Source organism: Desulfovibrio sp. SGI.133 (genome assembly GCF_050313955.1).
In the GTDB taxonomy this organism is placed as follows: Bacteria; Desulfobacterota; Desulfovibrionia; order Desulfovibrionales; family Desulfovibrionaceae; genus Desulfovibrio.
In genome coordinates this window covers 73,842-89,225 of the sequence record NZ_JBNPMK010000002.1, presented here as the reverse complement: position 1 = coordinate 89,225, position 15,384 = coordinate 73,842, and the positions used below count along the sequence as shown (strand labels likewise).

Annotated in this window: 12 protein-coding genes; 6 read left to right on the top strand and 6 right to left on the bottom strand. The window is 64.1% G+C overall.

Features of this window, described 5'->3' with window-relative positions; translation table 11 throughout:
* Positions 1–60 precede the first annotated feature (60 nt).
* A complete protein-coding gene (gene hydG, locus ACQRBR_RS03180; protein WP_427812302.1) occupies positions 61–1,455 on the bottom strand; it encodes a [FeFe] hydrogenase H-cluster radical SAM maturase HydG in 1,395 nt (464 codons plus the stop codon).
* 345 nt (positions 1,456–1,800) lie between these two features.
* Between hydG and ACQRBR_RS03175 the strand changes: the two genes are divergently transcribed.
* Positions 1,801–2,886 (top strand): BMP family lipoprotein, encoded by a 1,086-nt coding sequence (locus ACQRBR_RS03175; RefSeq protein WP_427812301.1) that lies wholly within the window; start codon positions 1,801–1,803, stop codon positions 2,884–2,886.
* Positions 2,887–2,997: 111 nt separating this feature from the next.
* Here ACQRBR_RS03175 and ACQRBR_RS03170 read toward each other — a convergent pair whose 3' ends face one another.
* Positions 2,998–3,405, bottom strand: coding sequence for a hypothetical protein (locus tag ACQRBR_RS03170; RefSeq protein ID WP_427812300.1), 408 nt, complete (start codon positions 3,403–3,405; stop codon positions 2,998–3,000).
* Between the two features lie 262 nt (positions 3,406–3,667).
* On the opposite strand from ACQRBR_RS03170, the gene ACQRBR_RS03165 reads away from it, so the two are divergent.
* Positions 3,668–4,870 (top strand): MFS transporter, encoded by a 1,203-nt coding sequence (locus ACQRBR_RS03165; protein ID WP_427812299.1) that lies wholly within the window; start codon positions 3,668–3,670, stop codon positions 4,868–4,870.
* Between the two features lie 210 nt (positions 4,871–5,080).
* Here the strand turns inward: ACQRBR_RS03165 and ACQRBR_RS03160 are convergent, their stop codons facing one another.
* The 4 genes from ACQRBR_RS03160 to ACQRBR_RS03145 form a co-directional block, all read right to left on the bottom strand.
* The gene (locus ACQRBR_RS03160) at positions 5,081–6,166 is read right to left on the bottom strand and encodes a bifunctional methionine sulfoxide reductase B/A protein (protein ID WP_427812298.1); all 1,086 of its coding nucleotides are present in this window, start codon (positions 6,164–6,166) and stop codon (positions 5,081–5,083) included.
* A gap of 211 nt (positions 6,167–6,377) precedes the next feature.
* Positions 6,378–7,370 carry a UDP-glucose 4-epimerase GalE gene (galE, locus tag ACQRBR_RS03155; protein ID WP_427812297.1) on the bottom strand — a complete coding sequence of 331 codons (993 nt, stop codon included), beginning with the start codon at positions 7,368–7,370 and terminating at the stop codon, positions 6,378–6,380.
* A gap of 179 nt (positions 7,371–7,549) precedes the next feature.
* The gene (locus ACQRBR_RS03150) at positions 7,550–7,996 is read right to left on the bottom strand and encodes a flavodoxin (RefSeq protein ID WP_427812296.1); all 447 of its coding nucleotides are present in this window, start codon (positions 7,994–7,996) and stop codon (positions 7,550–7,552) included.
* A gap of 555 nt (positions 7,997–8,551) precedes the next feature.
* Positions 8,552–9,949, bottom strand: coding sequence for a radical SAM protein (locus tag ACQRBR_RS03145; protein WP_427812295.1), 1,398 nt, complete (start codon positions 9,947–9,949; stop codon positions 8,552–8,554).
* Between the two features lie 113 nt (positions 9,950–10,062).
* Between ACQRBR_RS03145 and ACQRBR_RS03140 the strand changes: the two genes are divergently transcribed.
* From ACQRBR_RS03140 to ACQRBR_RS03125, 4 genes are all read left to right on the top strand, one after another.
* A complete protein-coding gene (locus ACQRBR_RS03140) occupies positions 10,063–10,389 on the top strand; it encodes a hypothetical protein (RefSeq protein ID WP_168934494.1) in 327 nt (108 codons plus the stop codon).
* 131 nt (positions 10,390–10,520) lie between these two features.
* Positions 10,521–13,955 carry an AsmA-like C-terminal region-containing protein gene (locus tag ACQRBR_RS03135; protein WP_427812294.1) on the top strand — a complete coding sequence of 1,145 codons (3,435 nt, stop codon included), beginning with the start codon at positions 10,521–10,523 and terminating at the stop codon, positions 13,953–13,955.
* A gap of 170 nt (positions 13,956–14,125) precedes the next feature.
* The gene (locus tag ACQRBR_RS03130; protein WP_006006223.1) at positions 14,126–14,797 is read left to right on the top strand and encodes an adenylate kinase; all 672 of its coding nucleotides are present in this window, start codon (positions 14,126–14,128) and stop codon (positions 14,795–14,797) included.
* A 230-nt stretch (positions 14,798–15,027) separates the two neighbouring features.
* Positions 15,028–15,351, top strand: a complete 324-nt coding sequence (locus ACQRBR_RS03125; RefSeq protein WP_006006222.1) for a hypothetical protein — start codon at positions 15,028–15,030, stop codon at positions 15,349–15,351.
* The last annotated feature ends 33 nt before the right edge of the window (positions 15,352–15,384 follow it).

Below are 15,384 nucleotides of genomic sequence, written 5' to 3'. Positions count from 1 at the left end.
TCTGCCTTCTGGCAGTCGGTGGCGGCGGTTTCGCTGAAGAACGGCCCTGGCCGCTGCCTGTTAGATGAATTCGTCCATGCGGCCCGACTTGACCTTCTGCAACAGGCGTTCTGCCGCGCCGCGCTCCACATCACTCATCTGCGGGAGCTTGCGGGCGATCAGGCGTTCACCCGCTTCACGGGTGTAGGGCGTCGCGTAATTGAGCAGGAACTCTTCAAAAGAAGCGATGGAGTTGGGGCTGCACTGGCTGCGCATGCCGCACTCGCGCACCATGCTCATGAAATCCGCACCGCTGCGGCCCAGACGGGGACAGGCGGTACAGAACGAGGGCAGGTGCTCGGCCTCTTCCATGAGGAAGCGCACCACTTCGTCCAGATGGGTGTCTTCGCCCAGCGGGAAGGGGATGCCGTCGGGACCGGGCTTTTCGCTCCAGGTCTCGTACGCGCTGCCCACGCTGCCCGTGAACACCTGGGAGACACCGCTGCTGCAAGCGTCACGCCACAGGCCGGAAGGCTCACGCGTGGTGACAACGACGCCCGCATGGGGCACGGCCAGGCGCATGATGGCCACACAGCGCAGGAACTCGTCGTCCGAAAGCGGATGCGGGGGCACGAACAGGCTGCCCGGCGCAGGACGCAAGCGGAACATACTGATGGTGTGGCCGCCGGCGCCGAACAGGCGGTTGAGATGGGCCACATGCAGCATGGTGGCCAGCACATCGAACTGCCAGGGCGCAAGGCCCAGCAGCAGGCCGAGGCCCACATCGCGCACACCGGCGCCCAGGGCCACTTCAGGCGCGTTGAGGCGCTTTTCGTAATGGCTCTTGGGCCCGGCCACATGGGCGGCCTTGTAGTAATCGGGATGGTAAGTATCCTGATAGATCAGGACGTTGCCCACATCAGCATCCAGCAGCACGCTGTACTGATCGGCATTCAGCGGCCCCACGTTGACGTTGACGCGGCGGACTTCGCCGTGGCCGTCGAACACGGTGTACATGATGCTGATGGCTTCGGCCAGGTATTCCACATCGGCATTGGGCAGCTGGCCGGAGACCAGCACGATGCGCTTGTGGCCCTGACGGATCAGCTTGCCGGCGGCCTCGCGCATCTCGGGCGAGGTCATGTACTTGCGCTGGATGAGCGTATTGCTCTTGCGATTGGCGCAATAAAGGCATTCACTGCCGCAATGGTTCGAGATGTGCAGCGGAGCGGTCAACACGATACGGTCACCGTAGACCTTCTGCTTGACCGCATCCGCCGTTTTCATCATCAGGGCAACGTCTTCGGGATCCGTCACCCGCATGAGAGCCGTCGCTTCCTGAATGGTCAGTGACTTCAGAGCCAGAGATTTATCCAGAATATCCCGAAGCTCCGCCTTATCCGGTGCAGCCGTACGACTGAGCGCGTTTTCGATGAACCGGGTGTCAAGCCATGCAGGCAGCTCGTATGCAGACATAACGTATCCTTCCAAGCAATGTCCCAAGGAGTTGCATCCCGCCCCTGCGCAACCCATACGCAGGAACGAAACACGAGTACACGTTTCCTGAGCAGGAGACTTAGCACAAGTTTCACAGCTTGCCTAGTGCTTTTTTTCACAGAAAAATGCCCAACGGCAGGAAAAATGCCTCAAAAATAGCAAAAAATCTTTCATATTATTATTTTTATCTTTTAAAAACAGTATATTGTTAAATACAATCTTTTTACTATGCAAATTGTTCGATTACTCAATTTTTCTCCGGCAGACTCCCAGGGCGCTTGTGGCCTTTTCCCCCCCCTGCTAGTATGCCGCCGGGAGCCTGACATGAAAAAATGCTTTGATATCACCCGGCTGCTGTGCCTGTCCGTCCTGTTGTCCGTTTTTTGTTTTTCCGCCGTCCTGGCGGCTCCGGCCAGCGAGGCCCCGGCTCTGCGCGTAGCTCTGCTGCTGGAAGATGCGGCCCCCGACCAGGGCTGGAACGATCTGCTGCGCCAGGGGCTGGAGCAGGCCCGGAAGGAGCTGGGCGTCCGCACAGCCGTCGTGGTGGCCCCGCCCCAGGGCAGCAACGGCCTGACGCAGGAGGGCATCTTCCAAGCCGCCGCCCGGCAGGCCGACCTCGTCCTGCTCTCCGGGGCCCGCTTGCACGAGATCTTGCGCAACAATGCCGCCAACTTCCGGCAGACGAAGTTCGGCTGCATCGATACGGGCATCCGCGCCGCCAACATCATGTGCGTGACCTTTGCCGACGAGCAGGCCGCCTTCCTGGCCGGTGCCCTGCTCTCTCAGCTGCACAAGCACGGCCTGCTGCCCGCCCCCCGGACACGCGCCAACAGCGATGAACTGACTCTGGGCTGGCTGGCCGGGGAAGACGACCCGCAGCTGAAATCCATGCTCAACGGCTTTGTGGAAGGTGTCCGGCTGGAAAGCCCGGGCGCGCGCGTCATCAATGGGGTGGCTGGCAGCTACAGCTCCCCTGACAAAGGCCGCGCCAAGGCCGAAGAACTGCTGGGGCTGGACATCAATGCCCTGGCCGTGCTGGCCGGGCGTTCGGGACTGGGCGCCGTGGAAGCGGCCATAGCCCAGGGGCGTCCCCTGGTGGGCGTGGACAAGGACCAGCAATTCCTGGCGCCCAAGCTCATGCTGACCAGCATCGTCAAGCGGGCCGACCGCGCCGTGTTCGAGATCGTCAAAGCCACCGCCCAGGGGGCCTTTGCCGGTAACGAGATCATTACCTATGACCTGGCCAACGGCGGCGTGGACATCGTCTCGCCCCAGGTCTGGGCCCGTCATGCCGGTGTGCGCCTGCCCGCCGCCATCGAACGCCGCCTTGCCGAACTGCGTCTAGAACTGACGCGCGGCGGCATCCGCCTGCCCTCCCTGCGCGACAGGACGCTCTGCAACTGCCGCTAGCGGAAAAGATCTTCCGTCAAAAAAAGGCAGCCCTCCGGTCACCGGAAAGGCTGCCTTTTTTGCGGCACGCTCATTGCCGTGCTGTCCTGTCCGCCACAACGGCGGCCCGGATCAGAAGCGCAGTGTGAAACGGGGATCGTCCCCCCGCACCTCCACCTTGATGAAATCCGCCTGCTGGCCACGCGCCGGACGGGCATCCCCCTCCAGCTCGAAGACGTCCCGGACCACCCAGAAGCGGTGCTTCTCTCCCGGCAGCTCCACGGACGCGCCGCCGCCTACTTCCACATGCAGGTAGAACACGGGCTCCCAGGTCTCCAGGGTCACGGTCTGCTTGCTGTGCGGGCCGAAGTTCACCCAGCCTTTCGTGACCCACACGCCGTCCGTGCGCAGGTAGCGCAGGGCCAGGCTCCCGCCCAGGGCCTGGCTGTTGTCGATATGGATCTCCAGAGCTGCGGCCGGGAAGGCGCCGCCCAGCAGCAGGACCAGGGCAAACAGGCAGGAAACGATCTTTTTTGTCATGACGACCTCCGTATGCCGTTCCCCATACGCAAGCCCGGCGCAGGATGCAACGCCCGCGCCGCAGGAAAACCGGGATATGCCGGGGCTCCCGCTCTGAATCCCCCAGAAGAGCGGATGACCAGATTTGAGCAGGAGCAGCAGCATGCCCGCCGGAGCCCCCCGCAAAAAAATACTTTTCAAGGCGAGGCAATGCGCATAGATGTTGCCTGTGCGCTCAAACAGTCCTGTTGGAGAGCGCCAGTGCTTTCATCGAGGATACGTCATGGAACTGACCATCTCCACTCCCCGCCTGGCCGCGGCCCGCATCCTGCCGCGTACGCCCCGGGCCTTCTATCGTACCGCCATCAATGCCTTTTTCTTCGTCATGGGCATGGTCTTCGCCTCCTGGGCCGTCCGCATCCCGGACATCAAGGCCGCCCTGCAGATGAGCGACGCGGCCCTGGGCAGCGTCCTGCTGGCCGCCCCTCTGGGCGAGATGCTCTCCATCGCGCCTACGGCCTGGCTCATCGGCCGCTTCCGCAGCCGCCGCATCATCATGCTGGGGCTCATGCTCATGCCCTGCGCCCTGCTCTCCCTGGCCCTGGCCGGCAGCCCGCACTGGCTGGCCGCGGCCCTGCTGGGCTTCGGTTTTGCCAACAATATGCTCAACATCTCCCTCAATGCCCAGGCCGTGGGCGTGGAGACCCTTTACGGCCGCAGCATCATGGCCACCTTCCACGGCATGTGGAGCCTGGGCGGGGTGGCCGGCTGCATCATCGGCTCCATCGTGGCGCCGCTGGGCGTGGCGCCCCTGCCCCACTTTGTCGCCATCCTCGTCATCACGCTGGCGACGCTGTGCTGCCTGCGCACCTGGACCATGCCCCGGGAAGTGCGCATCGGCGCCGCAGCGCCCGAAAGCGGGAAGCGCTCCTTCCGCCCCGACCTCTATCTGACCCTGCTCGGCTGCATCGCCCTGGGCAGCATGGCCACGGAAGGCGCCATGTATGACTGGAGCTCCGTCTATTTCGCCCAGGTGGTCCAGCCGGGCGAGAGCCTCATCCGCGCCGGCTACCTGGCCTGCATGTGTGCCATGGTCACGGGCCGCCTGCTGGCCGACGGTCTGGTGAACCGCTTCGGGGTCACGCCCGTGCTCCAGCTGAGCGGTCTCTGCATCGCCGCCGGCCTGAGCCTGGCCCTGCTCTGGCCCGACCTGCTGCCCGCCACGGCGGGGCTGGCCCTGGTGGGCTTCGGCATGGCCTCCGTGGTGCCGCTCTGCTACAGCCTGGCGGGCAAGTCCACGCGCGTGCCGCCCAGCGTGGCCATCTCGCTGGTCTCGTCCCTCAGTTTCCTGGGCTTTTTGGGCTGCCCGCCCATGGTGGGCTTCCTTTCCCACCAGTTCGATCTGCGCTGGGCCCTGTCGCCCATCGTGGTGGTGGGCGTGGCCATCTTCTGCCTGGCGCCGCTGGTCCGGCGCATCAAGGCCTAGAAAGGGGCCTTGTCCGGCGGGAGGATCTCCGTTGTCTGGCGAGAAAGGAGCCCCTTCCTCCGCACAAAATCAGGCACAAAAAAACGGCAGCCCTTCAAGGGAGATGGCGCAACCCCAATTCCGCCTCCCCTGAAAACAAAAAACACGAAAAGGCAGGCACACCATCGCGGCGTGCCTGCCTTTTATTTTTATGGATATGCGGCAAGTTCCCTAGCGCGGGCTGCCGTCAGCGCGGCGCTCGAAACGGGGCACGGCCAGATGGCAGCCACCCCGGCCCGTGCGGCGGGCAAAATCCTGATGATAGGCCTCGGCCTCGTAGAAGGCCCCGGCCTTTTCCAGACGGGTCACCACGTCATAGCCCAGACCGCGCAGCTCATCCATGAGCTTTTGGGCCGTCCGCTTCTGGGACTCGTCCAGCCAGAAGATGGCAGAGCGGTACTGGCTGCCGACGTCCGGTCCCTGCCTGTCCAGCTGGGTGGGATCGTGGACCTCAAAGAAGCGGCGTACGATGGCCTCATAGCTGATCTTTTTGGGATCAAAGCGCACCAGCACGGCTTCGGCATGGCCGGTATCGCCCCGGCAGACGTCCTCATAGGAAGGCCGGTCGGTATGGCCGCCCGTGTAGCCGGAACGCACGTCCACCACACCGGGGAGCTTGCTCAGGGCATCTTCCACGCCCCAGAAGCAGCCGCCCGCCAGCACGGCCACCTGGGTGTTGCGCACCTGTTCGTACAGGGCCAGGCCCAGCTTTTCCTTTTCACTGCCAGCAGGCGCAAAGCGCATGGACAGGGAGTTGACGCAATGGCGGGTGTTCTTGGCCGTCAGGCCTTCGCCCTCAAAAACATGCCCCAGGTGGGCGCCGCAGTGCTCGCAAACGATTTCCACACGGTGGCCGTCGGCATCAGGCTGACGGCGCACCATGCCCGGCAGGGCATCGTCGAAAGCTGGCCAGCCGCACCCGGAATCGAACTTGTCCGAAGAGCGGTACAGGGCCACGCCGCACTGGCGGCACAGATAGGTCCCGGCGGCCGTGTTCTTTTCGTATTCACCGGACCACGGGGCTTCCGTGGCCTTGCGGAGGATGATGTCCGCCTCGCGGGGCGTCAGGGGCGGCACCGCGGCATCACCGCGGGCAATGATCCGGAATCCGTCATTATTCATGGGGGCTTTCTCCCGTAAGGGGTCAAAGGTGGGGCGGGAAAGTTCCGCAGCCGCGGCACCGGTCCCGGAAAGGACCAGGGCCAGCGTCAGGATGGCAAAGGAAAAGGCGCGTCGCGCGCAGGGATAGCCGTACATGGCACCTCCTATCAGTACAAGTTATCAGTATTAAGATAGCGGCGCCTCAAAAGAAAAGCAAGCCCGCGCGAGGCCATAAAAAAAGGGAGGCTCATGCCTCCCCGGATAACACGTTGTTTTTTCTGGCAGGTCAGCCTGCCACTACCGTCCTTTGCGGCGGCTCCTCCGCCACAGGAACGGCGCATGGCTGACGCCCCGCCAGGATGCCGCCTTACTGCCGTTCGCCATAACCGTGCGGATGTTCCCGGTGCCAGCGCCAGGCCGATTCGATGATGGCCTCCACACCCAGCTGCGGCTGCCAGCCCAGCACCTGCTGCGCCTTGCGGGCGGAAGCCACCAGACGGGCCGGATCGCCCGCGCGCCGCTGCCCCATGACCACGGGGATCTCGTGACCGGTCACCTTGCGGGCGCAGTCCACGATCTCGCGCACGGAAAAGCCCTGCCCGTTGCCCAGGTTGCAGATAAGGTCATCACCGCCGCGCTGCAGATGGTCCAGGGCCTTCACATGGGCGTCCACCAGATCGGTGACGGCGATATAGTCACGGATGCAGGTCCCGTCGGGCGTGGCATAATCATCACCGAAGATGGTGATATGCGGCCGCCGGCCCAGCGGCACTTGCAGGACCAGAGGGATGAGATGGCTCTCGGGGCTGTGGTCCTCACCGATGCTGCCGTCGGCCAGGGCCCCGGCCACATTGAAATAACGCAGGGAGACATAGCGGATGCCGTGGGCCGCCGAGACCCAGCGCATCATGGCTTCCATCATCAGTTTGCTGTGCCCGTAAGGATTGGTGGGCCGGGTGGGGGCATCCTCGCTGATGGGCACGCTGTCGGGCTCGCCGTAGACCGCCGCCGAGGACGAGAAGACGATGCGGCCCACACCATGACGGACCATGGCTTCCAGCAGGCTCTGCATGCCGCCCACGTTATTGTTGAAATACTTGAGGGGGGCGACCATGCTCTCGCCCACCTGCGAATCGGCGGCGAAGTGCATGACGCCGTCGATGCGGAAACGGCGGAAGATGTCGTCCAAGCAGGAGGCATCACGGATGTCGCCCTGTACGAAGGCAGCCTTGCCCGCCACGGCGGCGGCATGGCCCGTCTGGAGATTATCCACCACCACGACTTCCTGCCCGGCCGCTGCCAGAGCATGGACCGCGTGGGAACCGATATAGCCCGCACCGCCGCAAACTAGAATCGCCATACAGACCTCCACAATAAAGATAATGGCGGCACGCTACGATGTTTGTCTGCGGCTGGCAAGGCCCGGGATGCTCAAGGCCTCTTGAAAACGGGACAGGACATAAAGAAGCGCGGAGTCCATGGCCAGACTCCGCGCAAGGCACAGGACGCGCCCCGGCGAAGGCCGGGGTCCCTTTGCGGCTACAATGCTGCCAGAACAGCGGCCGCAAATTCCTGCACGGCATCAGGGGCATCGCTGACGGTACCGTCCACTTTCAGCCCCTCAGCCACGATCTGCGCACCCAGGTCCTTGCCCTTGGCCCCGATGGCGTCCACCGCACCGCAAAAATGCGTGTAGGAACTGTCGCCGGAGGCAAACGCCGACAGTTTGACGCCCGAAAGGCCCATGGCTTCCATGTTCTCATAAAGAGGGATGAAATCGTCCTGCAGCTCCAACTCGTCGTCACCCCAGGCGGAGCAGCCCAGCAGCACGGCATCATAGCCTTCGGCCAGACCGGCGGCATCCGCGTCGGCGGCGTTTTTCAGCGTGACGTCATGGCCTGCGGCGGCGATGATCTCTTCCAGTTTCTGGGCGATGCCCTCGGTATTGCCGGTGCTGGAACCAAAAACGATCAGGACTTTGCTCATGACAACTCCCTGGCGGCATGGCCGCCGTTGGATGTTTAGAAAAAGAAATTCAATTTCAAAAAGAAGCTATAAAAGAACAGGACGTGCGTCAAGCAAAAGACCGTCTCCCGACGAAAAATATTTATATCCGACTAAAAACATTATTTTTCCCATCAAAAACATCCCGCCCGGGAAACAGGCTGGAATATCTGCCCGTTATCTGTACCTGCCCTGAGCCTGTCTGTTCACCCGGGCTCCGCGCCTCTGTCGCCTCACGGATGAGCCTCCCGCCCGTGTGCTGCAACGTCCGCCCCTGCTGCCGTGCCTGAACGATGCCATGCTCCGGAAACCGTCTTGCCATTACTCCGGCAGCTTCCTCTCTTTTAGGCACGGGAGACGCTCGCGCTCTCCCCTTTCCCGATAACGAAACGAAATCTCTCCCCGCAAGCCAAGGACGGGGACCTGCCATCCGCACCAGAGCAAAAGTTTTACGGGGAGAGGAGGCCCGGGGGAGGGGGACGCTTTTTCAAAAGCGCCCTCCTCCCCCGGAATATACCCAACCTTCTCCTTCAAAAACTATGCTCCAGCTTCCGCGTCCGCCTCCCCGGCGGCATCTTCCAAGGCGGGCCCGGCCAGGGGCGCGTCGGCCACGGAGAGGTCTGGCATCTGCCACTGCCCGGGCAGGGGCGCCGTAAGCTCGGCCTTCTCGCCCACATAGGGATTGAAGTAGCCGAAGCGCAGCCAGGGGCAGAGCTTTTTCAGGCGCTTCATGAACAGGCTGAGGCCCATGATGGGGCCGTGGTCGATGCCGCGCATGAGGCCCAGATACCATTCGGGGTCGATGTTGAGGTTACGCCACTGGATCATGCTCACGCCGTTCTCGCCCACCAGACGGGCCAGAGCTTCCAGCTCGCCTTCGCTGTCGGTGACACCGGGGAAGAAAAGCAGGTTCAGCGAAACCCAGAGGCCGTTCTTCCGGGCCACGGCGATGGAGCGGCGCACGTCGTCGAAGCTGTAACCATGGGGCCGGTAGTAACGCTCGTAGACTTCGGGCCGGGCGCTGTTGAGGCTGACGCGGATGCTGGAAAGACCCGCCTGGGCCAGACGTTCCACGGCCTCGGTGCGGGAGGCGTTGGTATTGCAGTTGACCGTGCCCACACCGCCCCGGCTGCGGAACAGGCGCACGCTTTCCACCAGCAGGTCGGGATTCATGAGGGGGTCGCCCTCACAGCCCTGCCCGAAGGAATAGATGGGCGTTTTCGTCTCGCGGCTGGCATGGAAGCTCATGACCTCCACCAGTTCCTCGGGGGTGGGGGTGAAGGTCAGGCGGCACTGGGGCGTCACGTTGATGGGCGAATCCTTGTCCTGCTCGGAGATACAGCCCACACAGCGGGCATTGCAGGTGCGCGAGCTGGGCAGGGGCGCCTCGAAGCGGCCCAGGGCGAAGTTGCGGGCCGCCGGGCAGTCGTACTTCATGACGCAGTCTTCGAGGATGTGGCCCACCAGGCGGTTCTTGGGGAACTGGCGCAGCAGGACACGCACGTTCTTTTCGATACGGGAACGCGGGATGTGGCGGAATTCCTGCCGCTGGTCGGCATCCACCTTGCGGGCACAGATGTAGAAGCGCCCCTTGGCGAAGCCCACGGCGCCATAGGCGAACAAGGGCAGCAGGGGGGCGTCGGCATCGCTGGTGTAGGCCGGATGGGCGGAGAGCGTATGGGCCGGTGCGGCAAAGGCGGCCACGGCCAGATCCTCGGTACACTCTATCTCGCCGGTCTCGGGGTTCAGGCCCACGGCCCGGCGTCCGGGCAGGAGGAAGAGCTCGCTCTCCTCGGGCAGGGGCATGAGTTCGTCAGGACGGGGCGTGCCCCATTCCTCGCCGCGACGGCAGACCATGAGCAGGTCGGGATCATCATAGATATTGCCCTGGGCATCGGCCATGACCATATGCGGTTCGATCTTTGCTGTTGCCATTTTCCTTCCTTGCGGCATCTTGCCCTGCCGCGTCCGAATGTATATAAGCGGAGCTGCGGCCAGCCCCGGAAACATGGGCACGACGGCCGCCAGAATATCCGCGAGGCCGCCCCATGTTTTCCCTGATGCTCTTTATTTTTCTTTGTTTTCTCGGCATGCTTGCCGTACAATTCTACATGCTGCGCAGCCAGGAACGCCTGAACCGCGCCCTGCGTGACGAACACGCCCAGATGCGCGTGCTGCTGCGCGCCATGGAAGCCCGCCTGGATGCCTTGGGCTGCCCTGCCCCCAAACTGGCCGAAACGGCCGTGCAGGCCACGCCTGCGGCACAGGACCCCCTGCTGCATCTGAGCTTTGATGCGCCTGCGGCCAAGAAGGCCGCGCCCCGCACGCCGGTGGTGGACCCGGGCCTGGACCTGCACATGGACAGCAGCCGCTAGGCCTGTCCCGCTTTTGCCCGGAAACGGGCTTTTCCCTCCGGCGGGGCTTTTGTCGTGCCTTCCGCGCACGCCGCGACAGCGCTTCGTCAACCTAGCCTTGCCCCTTTTCATCGTCAAGCAGCCTTCCTGCCATGCCCGAACCATCCCGCCGCCTGCGTCTTTTCCTCCGCTGTCTGGCAGCCCTGCTGCTGGGCATCCTGTTGCTGGCCGGCGCGGCCATGGTCTATGTGCAGCATAACTCCGTCGCCATCACCCATGCCCTGCTGGAGGACTTCACCGAACGCACGGGCCTCCACCTGCATGTCAGGTCCATCGGCCTTTCCTGGCTGCCTCCGGCCGTCCAGGCCGATGACGTACGCATCCGCATCCAGGAACTGGACATCTCCGTCCGCACGGCCCGTCTGCGCCCCCGCCTGACCGCCCTGCTGCAGGGACGGCTGGAACTGGAATACGTGGCCCTGCAAAATCCCGTGCTCTCCGGCAGCCTGCCGCTGCCTACGCTGGACCTGCGCAAGCTGACCTCCGCTACCGGGGGCGGCAGCAACGATGCCGGAGCCCTGGCCCGGCTGGACAGCCTGTTGCCCGGCACCATCCAGATAGAGATAGATCAGGGCAATTTCTCCTTCCAGGCCCAGGACGCTTCTTCCCTGCGCGCGGGCAACCTTTCCTGCGTGCTGCATCTGCGCGGCCTCCAGGACGTACGCGGCAAACTGCAGGCAGGTCTGATCCGCAACCTGGCCGCCGGGGAAGAGATCCCCGTGCTCGACCTGGAGAACCTGCTCGTGGAAGGCCGCAGCCGTCCACTCCGTTTTTTGAGCGATACGCCCCGCCTGCGCCTGCGTACCCTGCTGCATCTGCCGCCCCACCTGCCCCGCGTACGCATGAACCTCGATTTCATGGCCACGACCGCAGGCTGGCAGCTGGATCATGATATCCAGGGCGACCTGATGCAGGACGACGAGCCCATCCCCTTTGCCGTGGCCGGCCGCCTGCTGCAGGACAGAAACGCGCCGCAGGCCTCGGTACGGCGCATGCTGCGCGAAGTCTTCCTGCCCGATCCGCAGGAGCTGGCCGCAGCCGGAAAGGAAAGTCCGGCAACGGCTCCCGCCCCGGCCGATCCCAAAGTCCCGGCCGCCGATGCCGCCGCTACGAAGACCGCTCCCACAGCCCAGGTGGCTCCCCGGCCCGATCTGCCCGCTGTGGGAGGAACGCGCCCGCCCGTGCGCCTGGAACGCATCCGGCTGGAACTGGGCGAAGACAGCGCCACCCTCGACGGCAACTTGATCCTCGACAAACAGCGGGGCCCCGTCCTCAACGGCAGCCTGCAGGCCCACCGTCTGAGCCTGACACGCTGGCTGGGCTTTGCCCGCGGGCTGGCCCCGGGCCTGCAGATGGCCCTGGACAACATCACGGACAGCCTTCTGGAATTCGAGCTGGATGCCGAAGGCCTGCGCGTGCCCTATATCGTGGCCCATGCCTCGGGTTCGCGCTTCACCGGTTCCGGCGGTGTGGCCCGCTGGGCCGAACCGGTGGTGGCTCTGAACTTGACCGCCCCGGAAGTGGAGCTGGGCCGGGCCATCCCGGAAGCCGTGGGCACCCTGCCCCTGCAGGTCTATTTCCCGCACGGTCCCCTGACCAGTCTGCGGGCCTCGCGCTCCACGCCGCTGCCGCCGCCCGATCCCGCCACGGATCTGCATATCGGCTATGACATCCGCCTCAATGCCCGCACCGTGCATTACGGCCCTGTGACCATCACCGGCGCGGCCGTGGTCATCGAACCCGGCACACCCGACAAGGCCGGCAACGGCACGGCCGTGATCCGCGCCACGGGCGACTTTTACGAAGGCCGCCTCAAGGGCCGCTGCGCCATCGGCGGCCCTTCGGACATGCCCACCTTCGACATCGACCTGCGTCTGGACAAGATCCATGGCAGCAAACTGGTCAAGGATTTCGACCTCATCCCCGTACGGCGCGGCATGCTGTCCGCCCAGGCGGCCATCACCAGCCGGGGCAGCGACCTGGACGTGTTCCTGAAGAGCATGCGCGGCACGGTCACGGCCGAGGGCAGCAAGGGCCTGCTGCCCGCCGGAGGCAAGAAGAGTCTGCCCTTCGACAAGCTCTCGCTGCGCCTTGACCTGCAAAGCGCCCGCCGCGACCTGCGCCCCACTCCGGCCCGGGCCGGTTTCGAAGGCCGCTGGACGGCCTCGCTGGAAAGCCAGGATTTTTCCCTGAGCCAGAAGCTGGACGGCCTCGTCTGGTTCGGCGGCAAGGAGTTCGTGGCCTGGCAGGATCTTCCCGGCTCCCTGCGTCTGCATGTGCCATCTATTGAGAAAGATCTGCTTCCCCAGGGCATGGATCTGGATGCCGACGGCGTATTCAGCTGTGCGGGCCCTGCCGGACTGAAGCTGAAAAAGGCCACGCTCTCGGCGCTGGGCCTGCAGCTCAAGGGCGATCTGGACGTGAGCAATGGCCGCAACGGCCTGACCTGGGGCGGGAGCGTAGACCTTGCCGCCCGCGACCTGAAGCACAGCCTCCGGCAGATCCGGGGCAGCGCACCCGCCTCCCTGCCCGCCTCCCTCAACAGCCTGCGCCTCAAGGGCACGGCCTCCGGCACTCCGGACAGCCTGCGCCTCAAGGACCTGCGTTGCAGCCTGGGCTGGCAGCAGGTGGCCGGCGAGGCTTCCGTGAACTGGAGCGGCACACCGCAACTGGACCTGCGCCTGCATGCCGCGGACTTCGATCTGGACCGCCTGCTGGCGGAGCTCTTCCCCGACCAGGCCCGCAGCAAGGGACGGAGCAAGGCCCCGGGCGCCCCCTGGGACCTGCGTTTCATGAAGGCCTTCGATGCCCAGGGGAGTCTGAACGTGGACAGGGTGCGCTTCATGCGCCTGCGCATGCAGCAGATGACCACCCGCTTCAGCCTCAAGGACGGGCACCTTTCCATACCTGCCCTGGAAGGCAACTTTTACAATTCGCGCCTGCGTGCCTCGGGCGACTTCCGCTTCGACCGTGGCCTGAGCTACACCACCAAAGTCAGGGCCCTGAACATCAACCTCGACGCCGCCAGCAACGACCGCAACGATAAGCGCGCCGTGCGGGGCCTGGCCTCGGTGGAATCGGAGATGAGCGCCCACCTGACCGGTGACGGCCAGATGCCCGCAGCCCTTTCCGGCACCTGGGGCGTGGCCATCATCAACGGCAGCTACCAGAACCGCGACAAGGCCGGACGGCCCGGCGGCAAGCCCACCCGCTTCCAGCGCCTCAGCGCCTCGGGCAACATGCAGGGCGGTGTGGCCCGCAGCAGCAACATCTTTTATCAGGATGCCGAGATGCGCGTGCGCGGCGGCGGCCGCATCGACTTCAACAACGAAGACCTGGACTGCAACCTTTTCGTCAAGACCGACCGCATGCAGGAATTCCCCGTGCGCGTGACCGGCAAGCTCCATGACCCCAAGACATCGGTCAGCGCAGGGACGGCCATCCTCTACGCCGTCACCAGCCTGACCCACGGCATCTTCGAGCTGCTGGGCGGGGTCATGGAAGGCACCTGGAACCTCTTCCGCTGATCCCGCGCCCCGGCCTTTTTCACCCCGGTCCCACCGGCCTGCCCCTGCGGGAAAAGGCCTTGCACTTTCCCCGCCCCCGTTGACAGAACCGCCTGCAAAGGGTAGACAGGCTCTATCTGTTCTTTTTTGCACAAACCCAACAACGGTCCGTCTCAATAAGGAGAAGCGCCATGAATATCCTCATCTTTGGTCCCAACGGCAGCGGCAAGGGCACCCAGGGCAACCTGGTCAAGGCTAAGTACAATCTTGCTCACATCGAATCCGGCGCCATCTTCCGTGAACACATCGGTGGCGGCACCGAACTGGGCAAGAAGGCCAAGGAATACATCGATCGCGGCGACCTGGTGCCCGACGACATCACCATCCCCATGGTGCTGGAAACCCTGAAGACCAAGGGCAAGGACGGCTGGCTGCTGGACGGCTTCCCCCGCAACATGGTGCAGGCCCAGAAACTGTGGGAAGCCCTGCAGGCCGAAGGTCTGAAACTGGACTACGTCATCGAGATCCTGCTGCCCCGCGAGATCGCCAAGAACCGCATCATGGGCCGTCGCCTGTGCAAGGAAAACAACAACCATCCCAACAACATCTTCATCGACGCCATCAAGCCCAACGGTGACAAGTGCCGCGTCTGTGGCGGTGAGCTCTCCACCCGTTCCGACGACCAGGACGAAGCCGCCATCAACAAGCGTCACGACATCTACTACAACACCGAAAACGGCACCCTGGCCGCGGCCTACTTCTTCAAGAACCTGGCCGCCGAAGGCAAGACCAAGTACATCGAACTGAACGGCGAAGGCACCATCGACTCCATCAAGGAGACCCTGATCTCCCAGCTGAGCTAGCCTGAGCACGCCTTTCCAGGCCGGGGCCCTGCCCCGGCCTTTTTTTTGCCCGAAAATCCCGGAGCCCGGCCGGAAGCGGCCTTGCCTTTTGCCGCCGCGACCCCATCTTTATGGCGGGGGAAAGGTCCGCCGGCCCGCAGCGAGCACGCGTTCCGAAACAGGGGCCCTACTGGACATGCCTGTCCAAGTTTGCCACTATGCCCCCAACTTCACAGCGAGGTATCAATATCATGCAAGTCTGCATCGCGATCATGCACGGCAATCCCGTCATGCTGGAACTGCGGGAAGGCGTCCCCTACATCAATGACGAACCCCAGCCCATCAAGCACCTGACCGAAGATGACCTCGTGGCCTTCCACGAAGCCGTGAGCGCCATCCCCGACGACGGTGATCCCGGCAATGTCGCCCTTGTCAACGCCAAGCGCGCCGCGTTCATCGTGGACCTGCTGGGCCATGCCGTGGGCGACGAATGCGTCTCCTACCTGACGCATGTGCTGGACCACGTGCACTACGACGTCATGGAATATCTGGGTGAAACCGACCCCCAGGACTAGAAAGCCTGCCGGGCTCCCGCAAGGGGGAGGACT

Bases quoted from the DNA above. Each gene is read 5' to 3' on its own strand.
- ACQRBR_RS03130 (WP_006006223.1), top strand. From the start codon at position 14,126: ATGAATATCCTCATCTTTGGTCCCAACGGCAGCGGCAAGGGCACCCAG.
- ACQRBR_RS03145 (WP_427812295.1), bottom strand. From the start codon at position 9,949: ATGGCAACAGCAAAGATCGAACCGCATATGGTCATGGCCGATGCCCAG.
- ACQRBR_RS03170 (WP_427812300.1), bottom strand. From the start codon at position 3,405: ATGACAAAAAAGATCGTTTCCTGCCTGTTTGCCCTGGTCCTGCTGCTG.
- ACQRBR_RS03160 (WP_427812298.1), bottom strand. From the start codon at position 6,166: ATGTACGGCTATCCCTGCGCGCGACGCGCCTTTTCCTTTGCCATCCTG.
- hydG (WP_427812302.1), bottom strand. From the start codon at position 1,455: ATGTCTGCATACGAGCTGCCTGCATGGCTTGACACCCGGTTCATCGAA.
- ACQRBR_RS03165 (WP_427812299.1), top strand. From the start codon at position 3,668: ATGGAACTGACCATCTCCACTCCCCGCCTGGCCGCGGCCCGCATCCTG.
- ACQRBR_RS03125 (WP_006006222.1), top strand. From the start codon at position 15,028: ATGCAAGTCTGCATCGCGATCATGCACGGCAATCCCGTCATGCTGGAA.
- galE (WP_427812297.1), bottom strand. From the start codon at position 7,370: ATGGCGATTCTAGTTTGCGGCGGTGCGGGCTATATCGGTTCCCACGCG.
- ACQRBR_RS03140 (WP_168934494.1), top strand. From the start codon at position 10,063: ATGTTTTCCCTGATGCTCTTTATTTTTCTTTGTTTTCTCGGCATGCTT.
- ACQRBR_RS03135 (WP_427812294.1), top strand. From the start codon at position 10,521: ATGCCCGAACCATCCCGCCGCCTGCGTCTTTTCCTCCGCTGTCTGGCA.
- ACQRBR_RS03150 (WP_427812296.1), bottom strand. From the start codon at position 7,996: ATGAGCAAAGTCCTGATCGTTTTTGGTTCCAGCACCGGCAATACCGAG.
- ACQRBR_RS03175 (WP_427812301.1), top strand. From the start codon at position 1,801: ATGAAAAAATGCTTTGATATCACCCGGCTGCTGTGCCTGTCCGTCCTG.